17 protein-coding genes are annotated in these 20,141 nt (G+C 54.3%); 1 reads left to right on the top strand and 16 read right to left on the bottom strand.

Going from position 1 to position 20,141, the window contains the following annotated elements; genetic code table 11:
* Window positions 1–58 precede the first annotated feature (58 nt).
* The 5 genes from cysE to LBW89_RS24470 form a co-directional block, all read right to left on the bottom strand.
* On the bottom strand, window positions 59–832 hold the full coding sequence (gene cysE / locus LBW89_RS24490) for a serine O-acetyltransferase (RefSeq protein ID WP_225040694.1): 774 nt from the start codon (window positions 830–832) through the stop codon (window positions 59–61).
* Between the two features lie 1,040 nt (window positions 833–1,872).
* Window positions 1,873–3,339 carry a glutamate--tRNA ligase gene (gltX, locus tag LBW89_RS24485; RefSeq protein ID WP_225040692.1) on the bottom strand — a complete coding sequence of 489 codons (1,467 nt, stop codon included), beginning with the start codon at window positions 3,337–3,339 and terminating at the stop codon, window positions 1,873–1,875.
* Between the two features lie 55 nt (window positions 3,340–3,394).
* Window positions 3,395–3,883, bottom strand: a complete 489-nt coding sequence (gene ispF / locus LBW89_RS24480) for a 2-C-methyl-D-erythritol 2,4-cyclodiphosphate synthase (RefSeq protein WP_225040690.1) — start codon at window positions 3,881–3,883, stop codon at window positions 3,395–3,397.
* Window positions 3,880–4,599: a 2-C-methyl-D-erythritol 4-phosphate cytidylyltransferase gene (gene ispD, locus LBW89_RS24475; RefSeq protein ID WP_225040688.1), complete on the bottom strand. Its 720-nt coding sequence runs from the start codon at window positions 4,597–4,599 to the stop codon at window positions 3,880–3,882. Before ispD ends, ispF begins: the two co-directional genes overlap by 4 nt.
* Before the next feature lie 80 nt (window positions 4,600–4,679).
* Window positions 4,680–5,768: a PIN/TRAM domain-containing protein gene (locus tag LBW89_RS24470; protein ID WP_148458008.1), complete on the bottom strand. Its 1,089-nt coding sequence runs from the start codon at window positions 5,766–5,768 to the stop codon at window positions 4,680–4,682.
* A 205-nt stretch (window positions 5,769–5,973) separates the two neighbouring features.
* Between LBW89_RS24470 and LBW89_RS24465 the strand changes: the two genes are divergently transcribed.
* The gene (locus LBW89_RS24465; protein ID WP_148458007.1) at window positions 5,974–6,369 is read left to right on the top strand and encodes a DUF1573 domain-containing protein; all 396 of its coding nucleotides are present in this window, start codon (window positions 5,974–5,976) and stop codon (window positions 6,367–6,369) included.
* Window positions 6,370–6,445: 76 nt separating this feature from the next.
* Here LBW89_RS24465 and pssA read toward each other — a convergent pair whose 3' ends face one another.
* The 11 genes from pssA to LBW89_RS24410 all read right to left on the bottom strand — a co-directional run bounded on the left by pssA (window position 6,446) and on the right by LBW89_RS24410 (window position 19,547).
* Complete coding sequence (gene pssA / locus LBW89_RS24460) at window positions 6,446–7,177, bottom strand: CDP-diacylglycerol--serine O-phosphatidyltransferase (RefSeq protein WP_148458006.1); 732 nt, start codon at window positions 7,175–7,177, stop codon at window positions 6,446–6,448.
* Window positions 7,178–7,230: 53 nt separating this feature from the next.
* Window positions 7,231–8,307 (bottom strand): DNA integrity scanning diadenylate cyclase DisA, encoded by a 1,077-nt coding sequence (gene disA, locus LBW89_RS24455; RefSeq protein ID WP_225040708.1) that lies wholly within the window; start codon window positions 8,305–8,307, stop codon window positions 7,231–7,233.
* 13 nt (window positions 8,308–8,320) lie between these two features.
* On the bottom strand, window positions 8,321–9,688 hold the full coding sequence (gene radA, locus LBW89_RS24450; RefSeq protein WP_148458005.1) for a DNA repair protein RadA: 1,368 nt from the start codon (window positions 9,686–9,688) through the stop codon (window positions 8,321–8,323).
* Window positions 9,689–9,926: 238 nt separating this feature from the next.
* Entirely contained in the window at window positions 9,927–11,156 is a 1,230-nt protein-coding gene (locus LBW89_RS24445; RefSeq protein WP_225040686.1) for a DHHW family protein, read from the bottom strand.
* A 14-nt stretch (window positions 11,157–11,170) separates the two neighbouring features.
* Complete coding sequence (locus LBW89_RS24440) at window positions 11,171–12,580, bottom strand: MBOAT family O-acyltransferase (protein ID WP_225040684.1); 1,410 nt, start codon at window positions 12,578–12,580, stop codon at window positions 11,171–11,173.
* A gap of 271 nt (window positions 12,581–12,851) precedes the next feature.
* Window positions 12,852–14,090, bottom strand: a complete 1,239-nt coding sequence (locus LBW89_RS24435; RefSeq protein WP_225040682.1) for a sensor histidine kinase — start codon at window positions 14,088–14,090, stop codon at window positions 12,852–12,854.
* 15 nt (window positions 14,091–14,105) lie between these two features.
* On the bottom strand, window positions 14,106–14,807 hold the full coding sequence (locus tag LBW89_RS24430; protein WP_225040680.1) for a response regulator transcription factor: 702 nt from the start codon (window positions 14,805–14,807) through the stop codon (window positions 14,106–14,108).
* Between the two features lie 154 nt (window positions 14,808–14,961).
* On the bottom strand, window positions 14,962–17,406 hold the full coding sequence (gene clpC, locus LBW89_RS24425) for an ATP-dependent protease ATP-binding subunit ClpC (protein ID WP_148458001.1): 2,445 nt from the start codon (window positions 17,404–17,406) through the stop codon (window positions 14,962–14,964).
* Window positions 17,407–17,441: 35 nt separating this feature from the next.
* On the bottom strand, window positions 17,442–18,500 hold the full coding sequence (locus LBW89_RS24420) for a protein arginine kinase (protein ID WP_213509101.1): 1,059 nt from the start codon (window positions 18,498–18,500) through the stop codon (window positions 17,442–17,444).
* A gap of 12 nt (window positions 18,501–18,512) precedes the next feature.
* The gene (locus LBW89_RS24415; protein WP_148457999.1) at window positions 18,513–19,037 is read right to left on the bottom strand and encodes a UvrB/UvrC motif-containing protein; all 525 of its coding nucleotides are present in this window, start codon (window positions 19,035–19,037) and stop codon (window positions 18,513–18,515) included.
* A gap of 51 nt (window positions 19,038–19,088) precedes the next feature.
* The gene (locus tag LBW89_RS24410; protein ID WP_148457998.1) at window positions 19,089–19,547 is read right to left on the bottom strand and encodes a CtsR family transcriptional regulator; all 459 of its coding nucleotides are present in this window, start codon (window positions 19,545–19,547) and stop codon (window positions 19,089–19,091) included.
* Between the last annotated feature and the right edge of the window lie 594 nt (window positions 19,548–20,141).

Here is a 20,141-nt window from a genome sequence, read left to right as displayed (position 1 = left end):
TTTACCCTGATTCCCTGCCGGCACCGCCGTTCTGTCGGCCACCCGGCTGAATTCAAGACTAGCGTTTTCTCTCCAGCGCTTCTTCCGGCTTCTCTTGCTTCTCTTGCTTCTCTTGCTTCTCTTGCTTCTCTTGCTTCTCTTGTTGCTCCGGCTCCTTATGCATCTCCTGCGTCCCATAGAGCCCGCTGTGCTCACCCTGCCGTTCTCCCCGCAGGCGCTCCACTTCGCTCTGGAGCCGTTCGATCTCCAATTGAAGTGAGCGCAGCGCATCGACGACCGGATCCGGAAGCTGGTGGCTGAGGCGGTCCAGGCGTTTACCGCCCTGCCGGACCACTTTGCCCGGGATGCCGACGACCGTGCTGCCGGCGGGGACTTCCTTCAAAACGACCGAATTGGCTCCGATATTGCTCTGATCTCCCACCTTAAACGAGCCCAGTATCTTCGCTCCGGACCCGATCACGACGTTGTTGCCGATGGTCGGATGGCGCTTGCCTTTCTCTTTGCCGCTCCCGCCCAGCGTAACCCCCTGATAAATCACCACATCGTCGCCGATTTCACAGGTCTCCCCGATGACCACACCCATGCCGTGGTCGATGAACAGCCTGTTCCCGATTTGGGCCCCAGGGTGAATTTCGATACCCGTGAAAAACCGGCTGACCTGGGAAACGATGCGAGCCAGCGTAAACCACCGCCTGCGGTACAAGGCGTGAGCGATCCGGTGGCTCCAGATGGCGTGCAGACCGGAGTAGGTGAACACCACCTCAAACCAGCTTCTGGCCGCGGGATCGTTTTCGAATACCGCCTGGATATCGGATTTCATTCTTTTAAACATAAGCGTTCCCCCTCTTTCTGCTTACGTCTTTTCCTGGTCCGTGTAACGCTAACCCCCACCTCGGTAAGTTGAGGAAACTCCTCGGCCGCAATAGCGGTCTTTTGGGCCGTTATTTCGGCCCGATTCGCTTTCGCGGGTAAAATAGTGGTCAAAAACGGCCTTATTTCTCTGGCGTGAGCTCAAAAATCCGGTTTTTGCCCGACTTTCTCTAAAATAAGGCCCCAAATGACCTCTATTTCACACCGAAAAGCCAAATTCGACAAAATAGCGCCTTAAAAGACCCTTATTCACCTGACTGGCTTCCGACGGAAGCTGGCTGGCTATCGAAGCTCGCCGCCCTGCCCTGCGCTCCCTACTCTGCTCGGGGGCGGCGTCGCCGACGCCCGCAAATCTCCCCGGCGGCCCGTCGTACGCGCCGGGCCGGTCTTACCCCTTGTCTCTATTCGCACGGATTCCTCCCGGTATTTGCCTGAATCCGTTATCCCGGTACTCAGCCCGGCCCTCGGTCATCTCGGTCATCCCGGTCATCCCCGGCAAAAGCCGGATTCCTGGAATTTACCGCCTACAAAAAAAGCGCCCCTGCAGCTTTCGCTGCAGAGACGCCGGCTTATGTGCGTGGTTCCACTCTGCTTCGGATAGACGGTTTGACCGGGGCCCCGCTTGGATCGAGCGGCTTGAAATATGCCGCGGATCTGCCCGCGTGGCTTGGTTCCGCCGACAATATGCCGGCTTCTTCCCGCGGTCTGTCGCTCCGTCCGGCATGCCGAACGCGGATTCCCGGGTTCTATCCCTCACTCTCGTCCTTAACGCGGACGATACGTCAGCCTCTACCCGCCCCAATAATGGCGCGCTCGACGCTGCGGCTCACGGGTGCATTTCCGCCGCGCGTATTGGGATAACTCTCAGCCTCGGCCACGCCTTAAGCGCGGCTTCCGGTTATCCTCTCTGGCCAATACGTACGCGATGCGTACTTCTCCCGATCTCTGCCTTTGCCCCTATCTTACATGATTGCCTGTAAAACTGACAATAAAGATTTCATGCTACGCCCCGCGGATTTGCGCTTTTAACCGGTCGATGACGCGGTCGCGGCCGAGCAAATAAATCGTCTGATTCAAATCGCGGCCATGCGTTTGTCCGGTCAAGGCCACGCGGATCGGCATAAAGAGCCCTTTGCCCTTGGCGCCGGTTTCTTTCTGTACTTCCTTGATCCAGGCGGCGATTTGCTCAGGCTTGAACTCGGCGGCGGAGGAAGCCTCCACCTTGCCCAGGAAAGCGTTCATGACTTCCGGCACTTGCGGCTCCGCCAGTACGGCGGCGGCCTCCGCATCCATCTCCAGATGGGTGCGGAAGAAGAGATCCGACAGCTCCACGATGTCCGAAGCCGCCGTCATCTGCTCCTGGTACAGGGCGACGAGCGCCTTCGTCCAGGTTTCCTGCTCCGGCGTCAATTCCGCCGGCAGGCGGGACGCCGCCTGAAGGTGCGGAATGGCCAGAGCGGCCACCCGTTCCGGATCGGCGTTTTTGATGTAATGATTGTTGAGGTGAGCCAGCTTATGCTTGTCGAAGACCGCCGGGCTGCGCGACAGGCGATTCGCGTCAAAGATCGAAATCAGCTCTTCACGGGAGAAGATTTCCTCTTCCCCTTCCGGCGACCAGCCCAGCAGCGCGATAAAGTTAAACATCGCTTCCGGCAAATAGCCCAGCTTATCGTATTGCTCGATAAACTGGATCACCGATTCGTCGCGTTTGCTCAGCTTCTTATGGTTCTCCCCGACGATCAGGGTCATGTGCCCGAACCGCGGCGGCTCCCAGCCGAAAGCCTCGTAAATCATCAGCTGACGCGGGGTGTTCGAGACATGGTCTTCCCCCCGGAGCACATGCGTGATTTTCATCAAATGGTCATCGAGCGCCACCGCGAAGTTATAAGTCGGGATGCCGTCTTTTTTAACGATGACGAAGTCGCCGCTGATATCCGATTCGAAGGTAATCGGTCCTTTGACCAAATCATCGAACGTGTAAGTGCGGCCTTCCGGAACGCGGAAACGGATGCTCGGCACCCGGCCCTCCGCCTCGAAAGCGGCGCATTGCTCCGGCGTCAAATCCCGGTGCTTCCCGGAATAACGCGGCGTTTCGCCGCGGGCGATCTGCTCCTCGCGCTCTTGTTCCAGCTCTTCTTCCGTACAGTAACAACGATAGGCCAGACCGCGGTCGAGCAGATCCTGCCAGTATTTGCGGTAAATCTCCAGGCGTTCCGTCTGGCGGTACGGCCCGTATTCCCCGCCGACGTCCACGCTCTCATCCCAGTCGATGCCGAGCCATTTCAAATAGGTCAGCTGGCTCTCTTCCCCGCCGGCGATATTCCGCTTCACGTCCGTATCCTCGATACGGATGATAAATTTGCCTCCGTGATGTCTGGCAAACAAGTAATTAAACAACGCCGTTCTGGCATTGCCGATATGTAAATGCCCCGTAGGACTCGGCGCATAACGCACGCGAACCTCCGTCATTGCAATCCCCTCCCGTATTTATCCTTCTTCCGGCATCAGAGATACCCTTACAATCCTATGATGATAGCACATCGGAGACCAGGCATACAATACATTGCGCCGCAATCCCCTCGCCGCGCCCGGCAAATCCGAGATGCTCGGTCGTCGTCGCCTTCACATTGACCCGCCGTGCGTCCGCTCCCAGCGCTTCCGCGATAATTTCCACCATCCGCGGAATGTGCGGCGCCATTTTGGGCGCCTGCGCGATGATGGTCGCGTCGAGATTGCCGAGCCGGTATCCGCGCTCGCCGGCCATGTCCCATACGCGGCGCAGCAGCACAAGACTGTCTGCGTCCTTAAAAGCCGGGTCCGTGTCCGGGAAATGCCAGCCGATATCGCCCAGCGCGAGCGCCCCCAGAATAGCGTCGCTCACCGCATGCAGCAGCACGTCGGCGTCCGAATGGCCGAGCAGTCCTTTCTCGTACGGGATGGTGACGCCGCCGATGATGCAGGGCCTGCCCTCTACCAACTGATGCACATCAAATCCTTGTCCAACCGCGATCATGAATTATCTCTCCCCTGGATTTCTTGTCGTTTGATGAAAATTTCCGCCACATCCAGATCTTCCGGCGTGGTGATTTTGATATTGCGATAGCTGCCCTCCGTAACGAACACGGGAAGGCCGAGCCGTTCGATCAACATCGCATCGTCCGTCCCGATGAACCCGTCGGCTTCCGCATCCTCATGCGCCCGCAGCAGGTCCGACCGCCGGAAAGCCTGGGGCGTCTGTACGGCCCACAAGCTCGTACGATCCGGCGTGCCCGTAACCTGTCCCCGCGCATCAACCTGCTTGATCGTGTCCTTCACCGATACGGCCAATATCGCCGCCCCGTGCCGGACGGCCGCCTCATAGCAGGAGGTCACCTGCCCGCTCGTGACAAAAGGGCGGACGCCGTCATGCACCAGTACCCAGGGCGTGCCGATTTCCCGCAATCCCCGGTATACCGAATGCTGACGTTCCGCCCCGCCCGGTATGACTTTTACCTTTTTCGTTATGCCGTACTCGTCGATCCAGGCCCGGCACCGTTCCACATCCTGCTCCCCGGTCACCAGCACCATTTCGCGAATCAAAGGATGGCGGTCGAAGACCTCCAGCGTGTGAACGATAATCGGCTTGTCCCGAAGCGAGAGAAACTGCTTGCTCTCCTTCGTCCCCATGCGCGTCCCCCGGCCTGCCGCCACGATAATCGCCCCGGCGTCCGGGATGGTCGTTGTCTCCATAAGTTCTGCCTCACCCCGATAAGGAAAATAGGGGTCAACTCCCGTTCTTTTTCGCCCCATGTATTCCCATCATACCGAATTTACTGGGCTTTTTCCAACAGTTTCGGTTTGGCGAAGATCATGCGGCCCGCCGAAGTCTGCAGGACGCTCGTGACGAGCACTTCGGTGACGCTGCCGATAAAATCGCGCCCCCCCTCGACGACGATCATCGTGCCGTCATCCAGATAAGCGACGCCCTGTCCATGTTCCTTCCCGTCCTTGATCACCTGAACCATAATTTCCTCGCCCGGCAGGACCACCGGTTTGACCGCATTGGCCAAATCGTTGATGTTCAGTACCGAGACCCCTTGGAGCTCGCATACTTTGTTCAGGTTAAAGTCGTTGGTGACGACTTTTCCCTGCAGCACTTTGGCCAGCTTGACCAGCTTGCTGTCGACCTCGGAGATTTCCTCGAAATCCCCTTCATAGATCAGCACTTTAACGTCGAGCTCTTTTTGGATTTTGTTCAGAATGTCCAGCCCCCGCCGGCCGCGGTTCCGTTTCAACAGATCCGAGGAATCCGCGATATGCTGAAGCTCCTCAAGCACAAATTCGGGGATCACGACCGTTCCCTCGATAAACCCGGTTTTGCATATGTCGGCGATCCGGCCGTCGATAATGACGCTGGTGTCCAAAATTTTGTGCTCCTCCAGACGGCGTTCTTCCTCCTTGCCGCCGGTCGCCCATTTTCCCGAAACCCACATGGAAGAGAGCTCTTCTTTTTTCTCCAGAGCCACATACAACCCGATATAGCCGAGCAGGGTGGAAACCGCAAACCGGGCAAAGCTCTCCAAAGAGCCAAGCCAGGACAAAACGGGGTAGACCATTAAAGAAAGAAGAAGTCCTGCAGTCAGTCCGGCCGCTCCGGCCGCCATGTCCTTCATAGGGATTTGGGTTAAGGAAGCAATCCATTTCCGCACTCTGGCGGAGACGGCATCCGCGGCAAGCGAGAATGCGAGCAGAAACAGACCCGCACCCGCAGCGGCCAGCAGCAGCGAACCCGCGACCGGACCCATTCCGTCAATCCAGCTCCGCAGCGGTTCGGGAAATGCGCCTGACGCCCCTTTCGTCGTGTACCCGAACCATGCGCCGCAAAGCCCCGCCACGATCAATAACCATTTTTTTAGCATGACGCTCTTCACCTCCTGATAGATATCCTCTTTATCCAGTATGATCCAATTTTTGGCGGCGTAATCGGGGGAACGTCAACTTTTTTTCAGTATGGAAATCCCATCCAAACCCGGAGAGAAGCCGTGTGGTGCGGCATTTCTGGTTGATCCCGGGGAAAAGGTGGCATATAATGAATTCAATTCATAATATTGAGGTGGATGGAAAATGAGCGCACCAAGCCTTCAATCTTTTCAAGACCAAGTTTCCGAACTGTTGCTCCGTCACCGCAGTCTGCTGGATGTCATGTCGAAATTGGGACAAACCAACGCCGCAGCCGTCCGCTCCGTAACCAAGGCGATCACGGAATGCGGCTGTATTGAACTTCACGCCACCAAGCAGGAATTCGAACCGGGTTTAAGCCTCGAAGAGGCCAAAGAACGAATCGGCCGGCACGTCCAAGGGGAATTGTGCGAGAACTGCCGCGATGTCATCAGCAACGAACTTGGACGCAGCTTATTTTATACGTCCGCGCTTTGCAATTTGCTGGGAATTCAACTGGAGGAAGTCCTGGAAAAGGAGTCGCAGAAATGCTCCACCCTGGGGCTGTTCAATATGTCTTGATCTCTTTTTACGCCCATAACGCCAAAGAGCACTGCCATTCCTTTGTGGAATGCAGTGCTCTTTATGGTTTAGGCGGTTATCTTTTGGGCCCGAACAGCCTTTCGGAGTCGTCCTCTTCCCGCCGTTTCCGGCGCAGCAGCCTGTCGATATTCTGTTTTAAACCGTATCCCGCATAGATCACCAGGGGAACAAAGATCAGCTTGGAGGTTTCATCCGGAAAAAGAACGGCGATCACAACCGCAAGCACGACTACAAAGGGCGTCGCGATCACGGCTTTCTTCGGAAGGCCGAGCTTCTTGAAGTTCGGGTATCTGACCGAGCTGACCATCAGGTAGGATAACAGCAGCATGGAAATGATGAAGTAAGGTGCCGTAATATCCTTATGGAACAAAGACAGCGTCGCCACGACTCCGCCGGCGGCCGGAATGGGCAAACCGATGAAATAGCCGGGGATCCCTTTTTGTACGTTGAATCGGGCCAGCCTCAGTGCCCCGCACATCGGAAAAATCGCGGTGACCGCCCAGGCCAATCCCGTTTGCGGCAAGCTGTGGAAGGAAATCACATACATAATAAGTGCGGGCGCAATGCCGAAAGAAATGATATCCGATAAGGAGTCCAACTGCTTGCCGAATTCGCTCTGACAATTCAGCGCTCTGGCGACCCGGCCATCCAATCCGTCAAGCAGCATGGCGACAATGACCATGATCGCAGCCAAGCTGTATCTACCGTCAAGCGCAAGCATCATGGCCAACATTCCGAGAAACAGGTTACCCAAGGTAAACAGGTTCGGAATTGATTTCGTGATCATTTTTTCACCTCAATTGATATTGCTCTAACATACATCCATTGATTGTAGGAGAATTAAATTTGCCTGTCAATGAATACCTGTTCTTGAAGCCGCTTCAAACCTTCCTTGATTGCCCGGGCACGCACCTCGCCGATGCCGTCGACTTCATCCAGTTCCTCGATCGTAGCCGTCAGGATGTTCGGCAGTTCGCCGAATCGCTCCACCAGGTTATGAATGATGACATTCGGAAGGCGGGGGATCTTGTTCAGCACCCGATATCCCCGTGGAGAAATCAGCTCTTCCGATGTAGCCGCCGAAGTGGGATAACCGAGCAGCCGCGTAATATGGTTATCGTCCAGCAGTTCGTCGTCGGAGGAACGTTTAAGTCCCAGGATGATTTCACGGATCGCTTCATCGCTGTCATCCTTCGCATAATCCTTATAGAGCAGCCAGGCCTCTTCTTCCATGTTGCTGACCAGCTCTTCCATCTGCATGCTGATCAGCCGTCCTTCGGTCCCCAGTTCGTTAATAAACCGTTTGATTTCCATCTTGATGCGGATGACCATTTCCACCCGCTGAATGACATTGATGACTTCCGGTATTGTAACCAGTTCTTCGAACTCTGACGCAGTCAAATTGGTCAGGGTTTGATTGAGAACCGCCCTATATTTCTCCAGCGTTTGAATCGCCTGATTCGCTTTCGTCAGAATGACGCCGATTTCTTTGAGCGCGTATCTTAACCCGCCCTGATATAACGTGATGATGTTCCGGCGTTGGGAAATCGAAACGACCAGTTTCCCGGTCTGCTTCGCTACCCGTTCGGCCGTCCGGTGGCGAATGCCGGTCTCCGACGAAGAGATGGAGGAATCGGGGATCAATTGAGTGTTCGCGTATAAAATCCGTTTCAAGTCCTCGCTCAGGATGATTGCCCCGTCCATTTTGGCAAGCTCATACAAGTAGTTTGGCGAGAAATCGCAGTTGATGGAGAATCCGCCTTCGACGACCTCCATCACTTCCGGGCTGTAACCGACGACGATCAGACCGCCCGTCTTGGCCCGAAGCACGTTCTCAAGCCCGTCGCGAAAAGCGGTACCCGGCGCAACGAGCCTAAGCAGTTCATTCATTTTCTCCGCTTGGGTTGATTCTTTCATCATTTAGTGCCCCCTAATCTAACGCAACCGCTAGCGCATCTGCAACGGTATTCACACCGATTAATTGAATTTCCTTGGGCCCCTTCCAGCCCTTCATGCTCTTCTCGGGAAGGATGACCCGTTTGAAGCCCAGTTTGGCCGCTTCCTTCACCCGCTGTTCCGCCCGGGATACGGCCCGGACTTCACCGGTGAGCCCCACCTCGCCGAAAAAGACATCGAACGGCTTGGTCGGCAGATCGCGGAAACTGGAAGCGATGCTGACGGCAATCGCCAAATCGACGGCCGGCTCATCCAGTTTGACGCCTCCGGCCAGATTCACGTAGGCATCCTGATTTTGCAGGAACATGCCCATCCGCTTCTCCAATACCGCAATAATCAGATTCATCCGGTGGTGATCCACTCCGGTAGCCATTCTCCGCGGGGAAGGGAATTGGGTTGAGGCGATCAACGCCTGGAGTTCCACCAGCATCGGCCGGGTTCCCTCCATCGAAGCCACCACCGTAGATCCCGCGACGCCCAGAGGGCGTTCGGACAGGAACAATTCGGACGGGTTCGCCACCTCATCCAGCCCCGCTTCTTTCATTTCAAAGATCCCGATTTCATTGGTCGATCCGAAGCGGTTCTTCACGGCGCGCAGCAAACGGTAAGAATGATGCCGCTCTCCTTCGAAATACAGAACGGAATCCACCATGTGCTCCAGCATACGCGGACCGGCGATCGCCCCTTCTTTGGTAACGTGACCCACCAATACCGTGGCGATTCCCTGCCCTTTGGAGATCCGCATGAAGCGGGCGGTGCATTCCCGTACTTGTGAAACACTGCCGGGCGCACTCGTCACCTCCGGCAAATAAACCGTTTGAATCGAGTCGATGACCAGAAAATCGGGTTTCACCTGATCGATGGCCTCCTCGATCCCGTCCATGCTGCTTTCGCAAAGCACGTAAAGCTCGGGAGACAGCGCCCCGAGCCGTTCCGCCCGCAGCTTGGTCTGCCGGGTCGATTCCTCCCCGGAGATATACAGCACCCGCAGCCCCGCCTTCGCCATTTCATGAGATGTCTGCAGCAAAAGCGTGGATTTCCCGATCCCCGGATCCCCGCCTACCAAAATCAAGGATCCGGGGACCACTCCACCGCCCAGTACGCGGTTCAGCTCGGCTATCCCGGTTTGGATCCGCGGCTCTTGGCCGCTCTCTATATTTATGATCGGAAGCGGTTTTTCTTTCGTATGAAATAACCCCGAAGTAAGGCCCTGGGTTTTCACCACTTTCTCCGTTTCCTCCACCATCGTGTTCCAAGACCCGCAGCCCGGGCATTTTCCGTACCATTTCGGCGATTCGTAACCGCATTCGGTACAGAAAAACTTTGTTTTTACTTTAACCATTTATCTCTCCTTCTCCGCACTGCAAAATTTGACAAACCTTGCAGGCCGCGCCGCAGAGGCGATATTAAAAGTTTACCATTCTTTGAGGTGAACTGGAAGCATTTCCGGGCAGATCGGGAAAGGTTATAAAGCGGAAAAAAGCAGCCCAAAGCACAAGCTTTGCAAGCTGCCTTTACCCTATTCATCGGCGAAAACGTTGGAATTTTGTAGCAATCGAGGCACTTTTGTTTTTTCCATTTTACATTTGCTTATCGATCAGTTTAGCGATCCCCGTGCTTCGGGCGACCGTCGAGTTGTTCAGGAACAGGACATCGGTAATTTCGTGCTCCTTCACAAACTCGGTCAGACTCCCCGTATAGAAACGGGGATCGATATAATAAATCGATTCAAAATGCGGGATCAGAAACGGAATGAAGGCATTGGCATAGGAGTCTTTAATCACGGCGATTTTTCGGCCGTTGTTCCGTTCCGTTTGAATCTCGCCCCAGGGAAAGTCCCCTCCCAAAAAAACGGCATATCCGCCGCTCGCCTTGGCGTAACGCGGATCGACGATTTTCCCCGGAAGAGGCTGCCCCTTGGTGGAGTATCGGGTGTATTCGTATTTTGAACCGGGTTCATAATATTCAATGGTGTCGGGATGCGCTTTTAGTTTAGGGCTTAACGTAGCCTTGTAGGCCGTGCCCAAAAAGCCTTCTATCCGTCCTTTGGCGTAGGAATCGAGCGGCACGGGAGTTTCTCCCAGCTCTTTCATCAGCTCGGCATACGCATAATAGGCGCCCAAGGCCGTCCAGTGATGGTCGGTCCCAAAGTAAATCTCTTCCTGTTTGTGCCGATCCAGCGCTCCGTAAACGTCTATCCGGCGGATCTCGGGATCCAGCGATGCATTAACGTGATCGAAAGCGTTCTTTTGCGAATCGGAAAGTTTCTGGTAAGACGCCTTCCCGATAAATTCGGACGAGGTAGGCGCCAGCATGGAATAGACCCCAACCTTCGGATCCACCGCCGCCTTAAAGCGGTTTAACGCCTTGGCGTACGCCTCGGCCGCTTCTTGAGAATATGCGAAAAGCGTGTAAGCCCGATCCTTATAAATCAAATATTGCACCTCTTGCCCCGCCCCGGCGGCCGCACTGCCATCCTTAGCCGCTGTATCCAGCTTCTGGGCCGTGTTATCGCCGCCCTGCTGAATAATCTTCGCATCATTGTCCGGCAGTCCTTTATATTCCACAAGAGCTGCGCCGGCTTTGGCCATCGGCGTGCGAAACGCGAAATGATCGGAGAAATAATCATCGAATTCCCTCGTGAATTCTCCCGAAAAAAACCTTTCCCATGAAAAAGCGGGCCACTTCGTCAGCGTCCGCTGTTCCAACGAGGATACGTCCCCGGATTGGGGATAAGCCAGATTGAGTATACCTAAGCCGAAGATGACCAGCAAAAAGAAAAGAGTATTCCAAATATAACGAAATTTCATCCTGATCCTCCTCGTCAAAACCGGTAGTATAGAAACGGATTATACGAACTTCCGACAAGTAAAATCGTGGCGAGAATCAATACCGCCACATTAAACACCTGGCTTCCGGCGACGACCAGTCCCCTCCCGAGTTTTGAGGAAGAGGCCGCAAGCTTTTCAAGTCCCCGTGCGACCAACGGCGTCGAAAGCAGGATTGCTGCGAGAACCAGCAGCAGATTGTCGCGGATATAAAATTCCAACTCCAGATTGGCGAATTCCCGGTGGTTGAGCCCGAACATCGTCAGAAGCGCCTGAATCCCCTGGGAAAGGTCGGTGAAATAAAACCATACCCAGCCCACCAATATCACGATGACCGCATAAATATGGGAGAAAAACGCAGGAATGCGGGCCAGCCATTTTCCGAGAAATTGGCGCTCGATATAAATCAACATCCCGAAATAAAGTCCCCAAATGATAAAATTCCAGCTCGCCCCGTGCCAGAAACCGGTCAGAAACCATACGACAAACAGGTTGCGCAGATAAAACCTCTGGTTCCCGCCCAACGGGATATACACATAATCGCGGAAAAATCCTCCCAAAGACATGTTCCAACGCCGCCAGAATTCCCCCGCGGACTTGGAGACATAGGGATAATTGAAATTTTCCCTCAGATTAAAGCCGAACATTTTGCCCAGACCGATCGCCATATCCGAATAGCCCGAGAAATCAAAATAAATCTGCAAGGCGAAAAGAATGATTCCGAACCATATGCCCAGCACGGAAGATGACGCCGAACTCGGGGTTAGCAGCTGCGCGGCCGTCTCCCCAAGCAGATTGGCCAGCAGCACCTTTTTCCCCAGTCCCACCATGAAACGGGATATCCCCGCGCTGAATCCCGCCAGGGTGACTTGCGGACGCTCGATCTGTTTTTCGATATCCGTATAACGAATAATCGGGCCGGCTACCAGATGCGGAAAGAAGGAAACATAAAAAAGCACTTTTTTCGGCGATCGTGGAGCGCTGATCGTTCCTTTATAGACGTCGGTCAGATAACAAATCAATTCAAAGGTGAAGAAGGAGATGCCGATCGGCAGCTTCACTTCAGGAACCGGAATGTCCACCGGCAGCAACAGATTCAAGTTATCAACCAGGAACCCGGCGTATTTAAAAAATCCCAGCAAACCTATGTTCACGACGATAGAGGCGACATAGAGCCCTTTGGACGCCCAAGTCCCTCTCGTCCGCTCGATGCCGAGCGCAAACACGTACCCGATCAACGAGGCCAATAGCAGCAAAATGACCCAAAGCGGTTCTCCCCACGCATAAAAAACATAGGAGAATATAATCAATACCCAAATCCGGTATCCCGCATGTTTGGAGATAAAGTAAGCCGCCAATAGAATTGGCAGGAACAGATACAAAAAAATCAAGCTTGAAAAAACCATAGTACTTCGTAGCTCCCCTCTATCTTTAGACACCCGAGGAGAAGTATAAAAGAGGAAGCTTAACATTCTTTACAGCAAATCTTAATAAACTCTTACAATTTGCTTGTGATATAAAAAACGGCGATATCTTCTTTTATCCCTCTCCATAGAATTAGACGGACAAGCTGCTTGAAAGGTTAGCAAACCCGCTAATTCGCATTCCTGACGATTGCGGTGACCGCATTCTATTATAACGCTTTTCCTAACACCCCGAACGCTTTTTTTTCATAAATTACACCCCGGCTAAGGGAAAACGTGCCTCGAACACGGTGCGTTGAGGGTTGCTCGTTACCGAAATTTGACCTTCATGAACTTCAACGATGCTCTTGGCGATGGCCAGCCCCAGCCCCGTTCCACCCGTCGATTTCGAGCGTGAGCCTTCGACGCGGTAGAAGCGGTCAAACAGAAAAGGCAGGCTGCTGGAGGGGATCTCTTCCCCGTAATTGGTAAACTTGACGCTGGCCCATCCCTCCGCCGCATCGACCAGAACGTCGACGTATTTTCCCTCGGCCCCGTATTGAATGGCGTTGCTCATCAGGTTTTCGAAGGCACGAACCAGCAAATCGCCGTCGGCCAGAATGGGCACTTCCATCCGGTCCACCGTAACTCGGCAGACCATCCCCGCCTGTTCCAGACTGGGTACAAATTCTTCGGCAAGCTGGCAGATGAACCCGACCAGATCCAGCTCCGATAGCTTCAGCGGCAGCCCGTTTCGGATCCGGGTGTACTCGAACAGCTGGTCGATCAGCTTTTTAAGATCCAGCGATTTCTCATAGGCAATGTTGACATAGTAACGCAGTTCGGTCTCATCCTTGTAGCGGTCTTCTTCAATCGCTTTGAGAAATCCCAGGATTGAAGTAAGAGGCGTCCGAAGGTCATGGGAAACCCCCGTGATCAGGTCGTTCTTGGATCGCTCCGCCAGGCGCTCCTCCTCGATGGAGCGGTTGAGCCGATCCGCCATATGGTTGATGCTCTCGGCAACCCTGGCCAGCTCTCCGGTCTGAAGGGGGATTTTTCGGTCCAGCCGCCCTTCGGCGATTTCCTCAAGCCCGCTAGTCATTTCCCGCAGCGACGAATGGAGCCCTTCCATCGCCCTGTTCAAATTTTCCGCTATATTCCCCAACTCATCGGAGGTACGAACCGGGATTCGCACATCGAAACGGCCCAGGCCGACTTCCACTAAAGTCTGGTCAAGCTCCTTTAAATATCGGGTCGTTCCCCGCGTTAACCACATATAGATCATAACGAATACCACGACACCTACGATGGCCATGGCCGACACGGATCCGATTTGCCGGATCACTTCACGGATCGCCCAGCGGAATGGCGAAACGAAGGGGGACTCCGGCAGTTCAAGAATGTACGCCGCCAATTGATGGCATATGAACAGCGTGGACACCGTAAGCAAAAAACTGCCCACGGCAACCAGCAAAAACTTCAAACGCAGCGACATCAAGCGTTTCATGTTCATCGTCCGGACCCCTGCCTACTCAAGGTTTTCCATCTTGTAACCGATGCCCCAAATCGTTTTGATGAATCGGGGATGCTGCGGATCCTGTTCGATTTTTTCGCGCAGCCTGCGGATATGCACCATGACTGTATTTTTTGACTCCATATATTGTTCCTTCCATACTTCCTCATAGATTCGGTCCATGCTAAGCACGATGCCCCGATTGGAGGCCAGCAGCTTCAGAACCTCGAATTCCCGCGGCGTCAACTTGATTTCCTTCTGATCCACCGTTACTTTGTGCATGGCGGTATTGATCACCAGATCATCGATCACAATCTCGTCTTGTGCCGGAGGCCAGGCTTGTTTGGCAAATCGGTTGTAGCGCCTGAGCTGCGATTTCACCCGGGCAATCAACTCCAACGGATTAAACGGCTTGGTGACATAATCGTCCGCCCCGATGCTGAGCCCGGCAATTTTATCCATATCCTGACTCTTGGCCGACAACATGATGATCGGGGTGTCGCGCGCTTCGCGAATGCGCATGCAAGCTTCAAGCCCGTCCAGTCTCGGCATCATCACGTCAAGGATGATCAGGTCCACCTCGTGAGACTGAAGCAGTTCCAACGCTTCCTGGCCGTCCGAGGCCGTCAGCAGTTCATAGCCTTCGTTCCGCATATAGATTTCCATTAGCTTGATAATCTCTTTCTCGTCATCTACCAAAAGTATCGTTTCTCTCACAACAAACAAGCCTCCTTGATCACTATCATACCATTTCGTCAAAAAGGCTTCCTTTCCTCCGCGTTTGCTGCAAAACCGTGTTGAAATCGCTCGAAAATAAAAACGGACCTGCGGCAATGGCAGGTCCGTATCCAAATTTTATAGCCTTGCGGCATTAGGCGTTCTTTGAAAAGGTTCCGGTTCTCTCCACGGTCAGCGAGCCATCCTGCTCGTCGATCGTGAGCGAATCGCCTTTCTTCACGTGGCCGGTCAGCAGCTCCTCGGACAAACGGTCCTCGATATGCTTCTGAATCGCCCGGCGGAGCGGACGCGCCCCGTAGGCCGGGTCGAATCCTTCTTTGGCCAAGAAGGCTTTAGCCTTGTCGGTCAGCTCGAAATCGACATCGTACTCGCGCAGCCGCTTGCGCAGCTCCTCGGACATGAGGGTCACGATTTGACCGATATGCGCTTCCTCGAGCGAGTGGAAGACGATGATTTCATCGATCCGGTTGAGGAATTCCGGACGGAAGCTCTTCTTCAGTTCTTCCATCACTTTGCCCTTCATGTTGTCGTAATCCGCCCCGGCGTCGTCCACGGCGGTAAAGCCGAGCCGCGTATTCCGCTTGATCGCGTCGGCCCCCACGTTGGAGGTCAGGATGATCAGCGTATTGCGGAAGTCGACGACCCTGCCTTTGGAGTCGGTCAAACGGCCGTCCTCCAACACTTGCAGAAGGATGTTGAACACTTCCGGATGCGCCTTTTCAATTTCGTCGAGGAGCACGACGGAGTAAGGTTTGCGGCGTACTTTCTCGGTCAGTTGGCCACCTTCCTCATACCCTACGTATCCCGGAGGCGCGCCGACGAGCCGGGCCGTGGAATGCTTCTCCATGTATTCCGACATGTCGATGCGAATCACGGCGTTCTCGTCGCCGAACATCGATTCGGCGAGGGCGCGGGCCAACTCCGTCTTACCTACCCCGGTTGGTCCAAGGAAGATGAACGAGCCCATCGGCCGCTTCGGATCCTTAAGGCCGGCACGCGCCCGGCGAATCGCCCGGCTGACCGCCTTGACGGCTTCATCTTGGCCGATGACGCGCTCATGCAGAATTTGCTCCATATTCAGCAGGCGTTCGGTCTCTTCTTCCTTCAGCTTGCTCACCGGGATTCCCGTCCAGCTCGCAACGACCTGGGCGATATCCTCCGGCGTTACTTCCGAGTCGGTCCGGCCCTGTTTTTCTTTCCACTGGTTCTTGGTGACGTCCAGCTCTTCGCGGATCTTTTGCTCCGTGTCGCGCAGGGCGGCCGCTTTTTCGAATTCCTGGCTTTGCACCGCGGCATCCTTCTCTTTGCGGATATCCTCCAGACGGCTTTCCAGTTGCTTCAGATTCGGCGGTACCGTGTAAGAGTTCAGCCTTACTTTGGAGCCCGCCTCGTCGATCAGGTCGATCGCTTTATCCGGCAGGAACCGGTCCTGAATGTAGCGGTCCGACAGCTTCACCGCCTGCTCAATCGCCTCGTCGGTGATCTTCACCCGGTGATGCGCTTCGTAGCGGTCGCGCAACCCGTGCAGGATTTGGATCGCTTCGTCCACCGACGGCTGGTCAACCGTAATCGGCTGGAAGCGGCGTTCCAGTGCGGCATCCTTCTCGATGTACTTCCGGTATTCGTCCAGAGTCGTCGCCCCGATGCACTGAAGCTCACCGCGGGCCAAAGCCGGCTTGAGAATGTTGGAGGCGTCGATCGCGCCTTCCGCGCCGCCGGCCCCGATCAAGGTGTGCAGCTCGTCGATGAAAAGGATGATGTTCCCCGCTTGGCGGATTTCATCCATGATTTTCTTCAAACGGTCTTCGAATTCACCGCGGTATTTCGTTCCGGCTACGACCGAACCCATATCCAGCGTCATGACTCGTTTATCCCGCAGCGTCTCGGGAATTTCGTTGTTGATGATCTTCTGGGCCAGCCCTTCGGCGATCGCGGTTTTCCCGACGCCCGGTTCCCCGATCAGCACCGGATTGTTCTTCGTCCGGCGGCTGAGCACCTGGATGACCCGTTCGATTTCCTTGCTGCGTCCGATTACCGGATCCAGATTGCCTTCCTTGGCTGAGGCAGTCAAGTCGCGGGCCAGGCTGTCCAGGGTCGGTGTGTTCACATTGGCGGGCGCCCCATGGTGGCTCGAGACGGCTTCACTGCTGCCGAGCAATTGGAGCACTTGCTGGCGCGCCTTGTTCAGGCTGATCCCGAGGTTGTTCAGCACACGGGCAGCGACGCCTTCGCCTTCCCGGATCAGGCCAAGCAGGATATGCTCGGTGCCGACATAGGTATGACCCAACTTCCGGGCTTCATCCATCGACAATTCGATGACTTTCTTGGCACGGGGCGTATAAGCGATATTGGAAGGCTGCTCCTGGCCGCGGCCGATCAGCGTTTCCACTTCGTCCTGGATTTTTTCCAGGCCCAATCCCAAACCGATCAGCGCTTTAGCGGCAATCCCTTCGCCTTCCCGGATGAGACCGAGCAAAATATGTTCCGTTCCGATATTGTTGTGCCCCAATCTAACGGCTTCTTCTTGAGCCAAGGCCAGTACTTTCTGGGCACGCTCCGTAAATCTTCCAAACATCATGTCTTCTGCACCTCCATAAATTAAGTCCGCTTCCGTTATTTACCCACTTTCTCGCGAATCAGCTTGGCGCGGTACATATCCCGCTCCCCAGGCGAAAGGTTCTCGCCGAACATCTTTTGCAAAAAGCCGGGCTGGGTCATGACGTTAAGTTCATTGAGCACTTGAGGAGGCACGTTATCTATTAACCCGAGATCCACCCCAAGCCGAACATCCGACAGCCGCTGTGCCGCTTCCTTTGAATCCATGATCGACGCATAGGACAATATCCCGTACGATCGCATCACCCGGTCGGTCATCCGCAGCCGGGATTCGGTAAGCAGCTTGTTGCGGGCGTTCTTCTCATGTTCGATAATTTGCAGGACCACGCCATACAAATTCTCAATAATTTCCGCCTCGCTTTGTCCTAGTGTAATCTGATTTGAGATTTGAAACAAGTTGCCCATCGCTTCGCTGCCTTCACCGTAAATCCCCCGCACCGTCAATCCCACTTGAGACACGGCGGAGAGAATCCGGTTGATCTGCTGCGTCAGCACCAGAGCGGGCAGGTGCATCATGACCGAAGCCCGAAGCCCCGTCCCTACATTGGTCGGACAACTGGTCAAAAAGCCCCGGTTGGCGTCGAACGCATAATCGACATGATCCTCGAAAATATCGTCGATCGCGGTAGCTTTTTCCCAAGCCTCCTGAACTTGAAGTCCCGGATACAGGCACTGAATTCGCAAATGATCCTCTTCATTGACCATAATGCTCAAGCTCTCATCCTCGCTGATGAAGGCGGCCCCTTTCCGGGATTCCCCCGCCAGGTTCGGACTGATCAGATGCTTCTCCACCAGAATTTTCTTGTCGAGCTCATCCAAATCCGCCAGCAGCACCGGATGCAGCTTGCCGTAGCCCAGCAGACGCTCGTCGCTTAATGCGCCCTGCAGCAGCCTGAGCACCTCTTCGGATTGCTGGTTGGTCGCCAGCATCGGAAAAGGATGATGAATCAGGTTGCGGGCAATGCGCACGCGGGTACTGATCACGATCTCCGATTCCTTGCCGCCCCGGCTCATCCATTCGCTTAACGGTTGCTGTGTAAAACGAAGATTAGGCATTCTGCACTCCTCCTACTCTGCGGAAATTTGCTTCTCTAGCTCGCGAATTTGATCCCGAAGCGCGGCCGCTTCTTCGAACTCCTCCTGCAAAATCCGATATTGCAGCTCGCGTCGAAGGTCATCCAGCTTCCGCTTCACTTGGATGTGGCCTCCGGCCCGTTTTGGCACTTTCCCGACATGGACCGTGTTGCCGTGCACTCTTTTGAACAGAGGATCCAGACGGTCGTTAAAATATTTATAGCAGGAGCTGCAGCCAAACCGCCCGATTTTACTGAACTGAGAATACGTCAGGCCGCATTCCTCACAACGGATACTCTCTTTCGGTTTCGCCGCCGCTGCGGCTCCGGGGATGCCAGGATGGAAATCCATTAATCCCGAGAGCAGGTTATGGATCGAGAAGCCTCCGCTCGTACCCGGGATCATCTCTCCCTTCTCCCGCGCACATGCCTCACAGATGTGAAACTCGGTCTTCTCGCCGTTGACGATTTTTGTAAAATGTAGTGTAGCAGGGCGTTTACCGCATTCTTGGCATTGCATAGTTGTCCCTCCTCCAACAATGGATTGCCTTGGTTTCGTCGCTTGCTGTCATTAGCCGAGTAAGGAAATCAGCATCGCCTTCATAATTCTGGCGCGGATCTGATCCCGGTAAGGCAGCTTCACCATCAGCGCTTCCCTGGAAATCGCCGCCCTCATCAGCGCCGCTTCCCTCCTACTTAGAAAACGAGCCTCCTCCAGTTGATAAATAAGTCCTTCAGCAGCAGTCTGGCCGATTTCGTCACTTATCATCTGATGGAGGTACGTATGCAGGCTGTTGGCACCCGGCAATTCGATTCGCCTGATGCGAACGTACCCGCCTCCGCCACGCTTGCTCTCCACCAAATACCCCTTTTCCAACGTAAAGCGCGTACTAATAACGTAATTAATTTGGGAAGGAACGCAGGAAAATTGCTCGGCGAGTTCGTTACGCTGTATTTCTATCGCCCCTTCAGGGCTTTCATGCAAAATGCTCTTAAGGTATTTCTCGATAATGTCGGAGATATTGCGCATCACCCATCCTCCATTACTTAATCGTTGCAACATACCGCGCCAGCGTTAACAGGATCCGCAGTGACTATGCTTCACATGTATGAATAGTATTAACCGTATGCGACGGTTTGAATATAGGATGGTCATGATATGTTGACTTTGACTTTCTTTGACTTTAAATTCATTATAACACATTTTCCCGATTTGCCAAGAGGGAACGATTCGGTGTTTGGATGCCCCGTAAAAGTAGCTTATTCGTCCTCACTCTGTTATATAGAACTTCCTGTAAAATGTGAATTCCTGCAAATATGCAGGAATTTTTGGGGAGATAGCCCCTGCTGAGCGAAATTCCTGCAAATCTGCAGGCTTTTTTGCTGCAGGGGCTCCATTCGGGCGGACGGGCCGAAAATTCCTGCACTTTTGCATCTTTTTCGCTTTTCGAGGCTAAAACGCTCGGAAATTCCTGCAGATTTGCAGGTATTTTAAATAGCACACTTATTGAGCATACAAAAAGAGCACCACCGCATCATACGGTAGTGCTCTTCTCAGTTGCTTGGCGGCGTCCTACTCTCCCAGGACCCTTCGGTCCAAGTACCATCGGCGCTGGAGGGCTTA

The sequence above is a fragment of the Paenibacillus sp. alder61 genome (genome assembly GCF_020179875.1).
GTDB lineage: Bacteria > Bacillota > Bacilli > Paenibacillales > Paenibacillaceae > Fontibacillus > Fontibacillus faecis.
This window is presented reverse-complemented; position numbering and strand designations above follow the sequence as displayed.

Excerpts from the sequence above, each read along its gene's own strand:
- cysE (WP_225040694.1), bottom strand. The coding sequence starts at position 832 with ATGTTTAAAAGAATGAAATCCGATATCCAGGCGGTATTCGAAAACGAT.
- gltX (WP_225040692.1), bottom strand. The coding sequence starts at position 3,339 with ATGACGGAGGTTCGCGTGCGTTATGCGCCGAGTCCTACGGGGCATTTA.
- ispF (WP_225040690.1), bottom strand. The coding sequence starts at position 3,883 with ATGATCGCGGTTGGACAAGGATTTGATGTGCATCAGTTGGTAGAGGGC.
- ispD (WP_225040688.1), bottom strand. The coding sequence starts at position 4,599 with ATGGAGACAACGACCATCCCGGACGCCGGGGCGATTATCGTGGCGGCA.
- LBW89_RS24470 (WP_148458008.1), bottom strand. The coding sequence starts at position 5,768 with ATGCTAAAAAAATGGTTATTGATCGTGGCGGGGCTTTGCGGCGCATGG.
- LBW89_RS24465 (WP_148458007.1), top strand. The coding sequence starts at position 5,974 with ATGAGCGCACCAAGCCTTCAATCTTTTCAAGACCAAGTTTCCGAACTG.
- pssA (WP_148458006.1), bottom strand. The coding sequence starts at position 7,177 with ATGATCACGAAATCAATTCCGAACCTGTTTACCTTGGGTAACCTGTTT.
- disA (WP_225040708.1), bottom strand. The coding sequence starts at position 8,307 with ATGAAAGAATCAACCCAAGCGGAGAAAATGAATGAACTGCTTAGGCTC.
- radA (WP_148458005.1), bottom strand. The coding sequence starts at position 9,688 with ATGGTTAAAGTAAAAACAAAGTTTTTCTGTACCGAATGCGGTTACGAA.
- LBW89_RS24445 (WP_225040686.1), bottom strand. The coding sequence starts at position 11,156 with ATGAAATTTCGTTATATTTGGAATACTCTTTTCTTTTTGCTGGTCATC.
- LBW89_RS24440 (WP_225040684.1), bottom strand. The coding sequence starts at position 12,580 with ATGGTTTTTTCAAGCTTGATTTTTTTGTATCTGTTCCTGCCAATTCTA.
- LBW89_RS24435 (WP_225040682.1), bottom strand. The coding sequence starts at position 14,090 with ATGAACATGAAACGCTTGATGTCGCTGCGTTTGAAGTTTTTGCTGGTT.
- clpC (WP_148458001.1), bottom strand. The coding sequence starts at position 17,406 with ATGATGTTTGGAAGATTTACGGAGCGTGCCCAGAAAGTACTGGCCTTG.
- LBW89_RS24420 (WP_213509101.1), bottom strand. The coding sequence starts at position 18,500 with ATGCCTAATCTTCGTTTTACACAGCAACCGTTAAGCGAATGGATGAGC.
- LBW89_RS24415 (WP_148457999.1), bottom strand. The coding sequence starts at position 19,037 with ATGCAATGCCAAGAATGCGGTAAACGCCCTGCTACACTACATTTTACA.
- LBW89_RS24410 (WP_148457998.1), bottom strand. The coding sequence starts at position 19,547 with ATGCGCAATATCTCCGACATTATCGAGAAATACCTTAAGAGCATTTTG.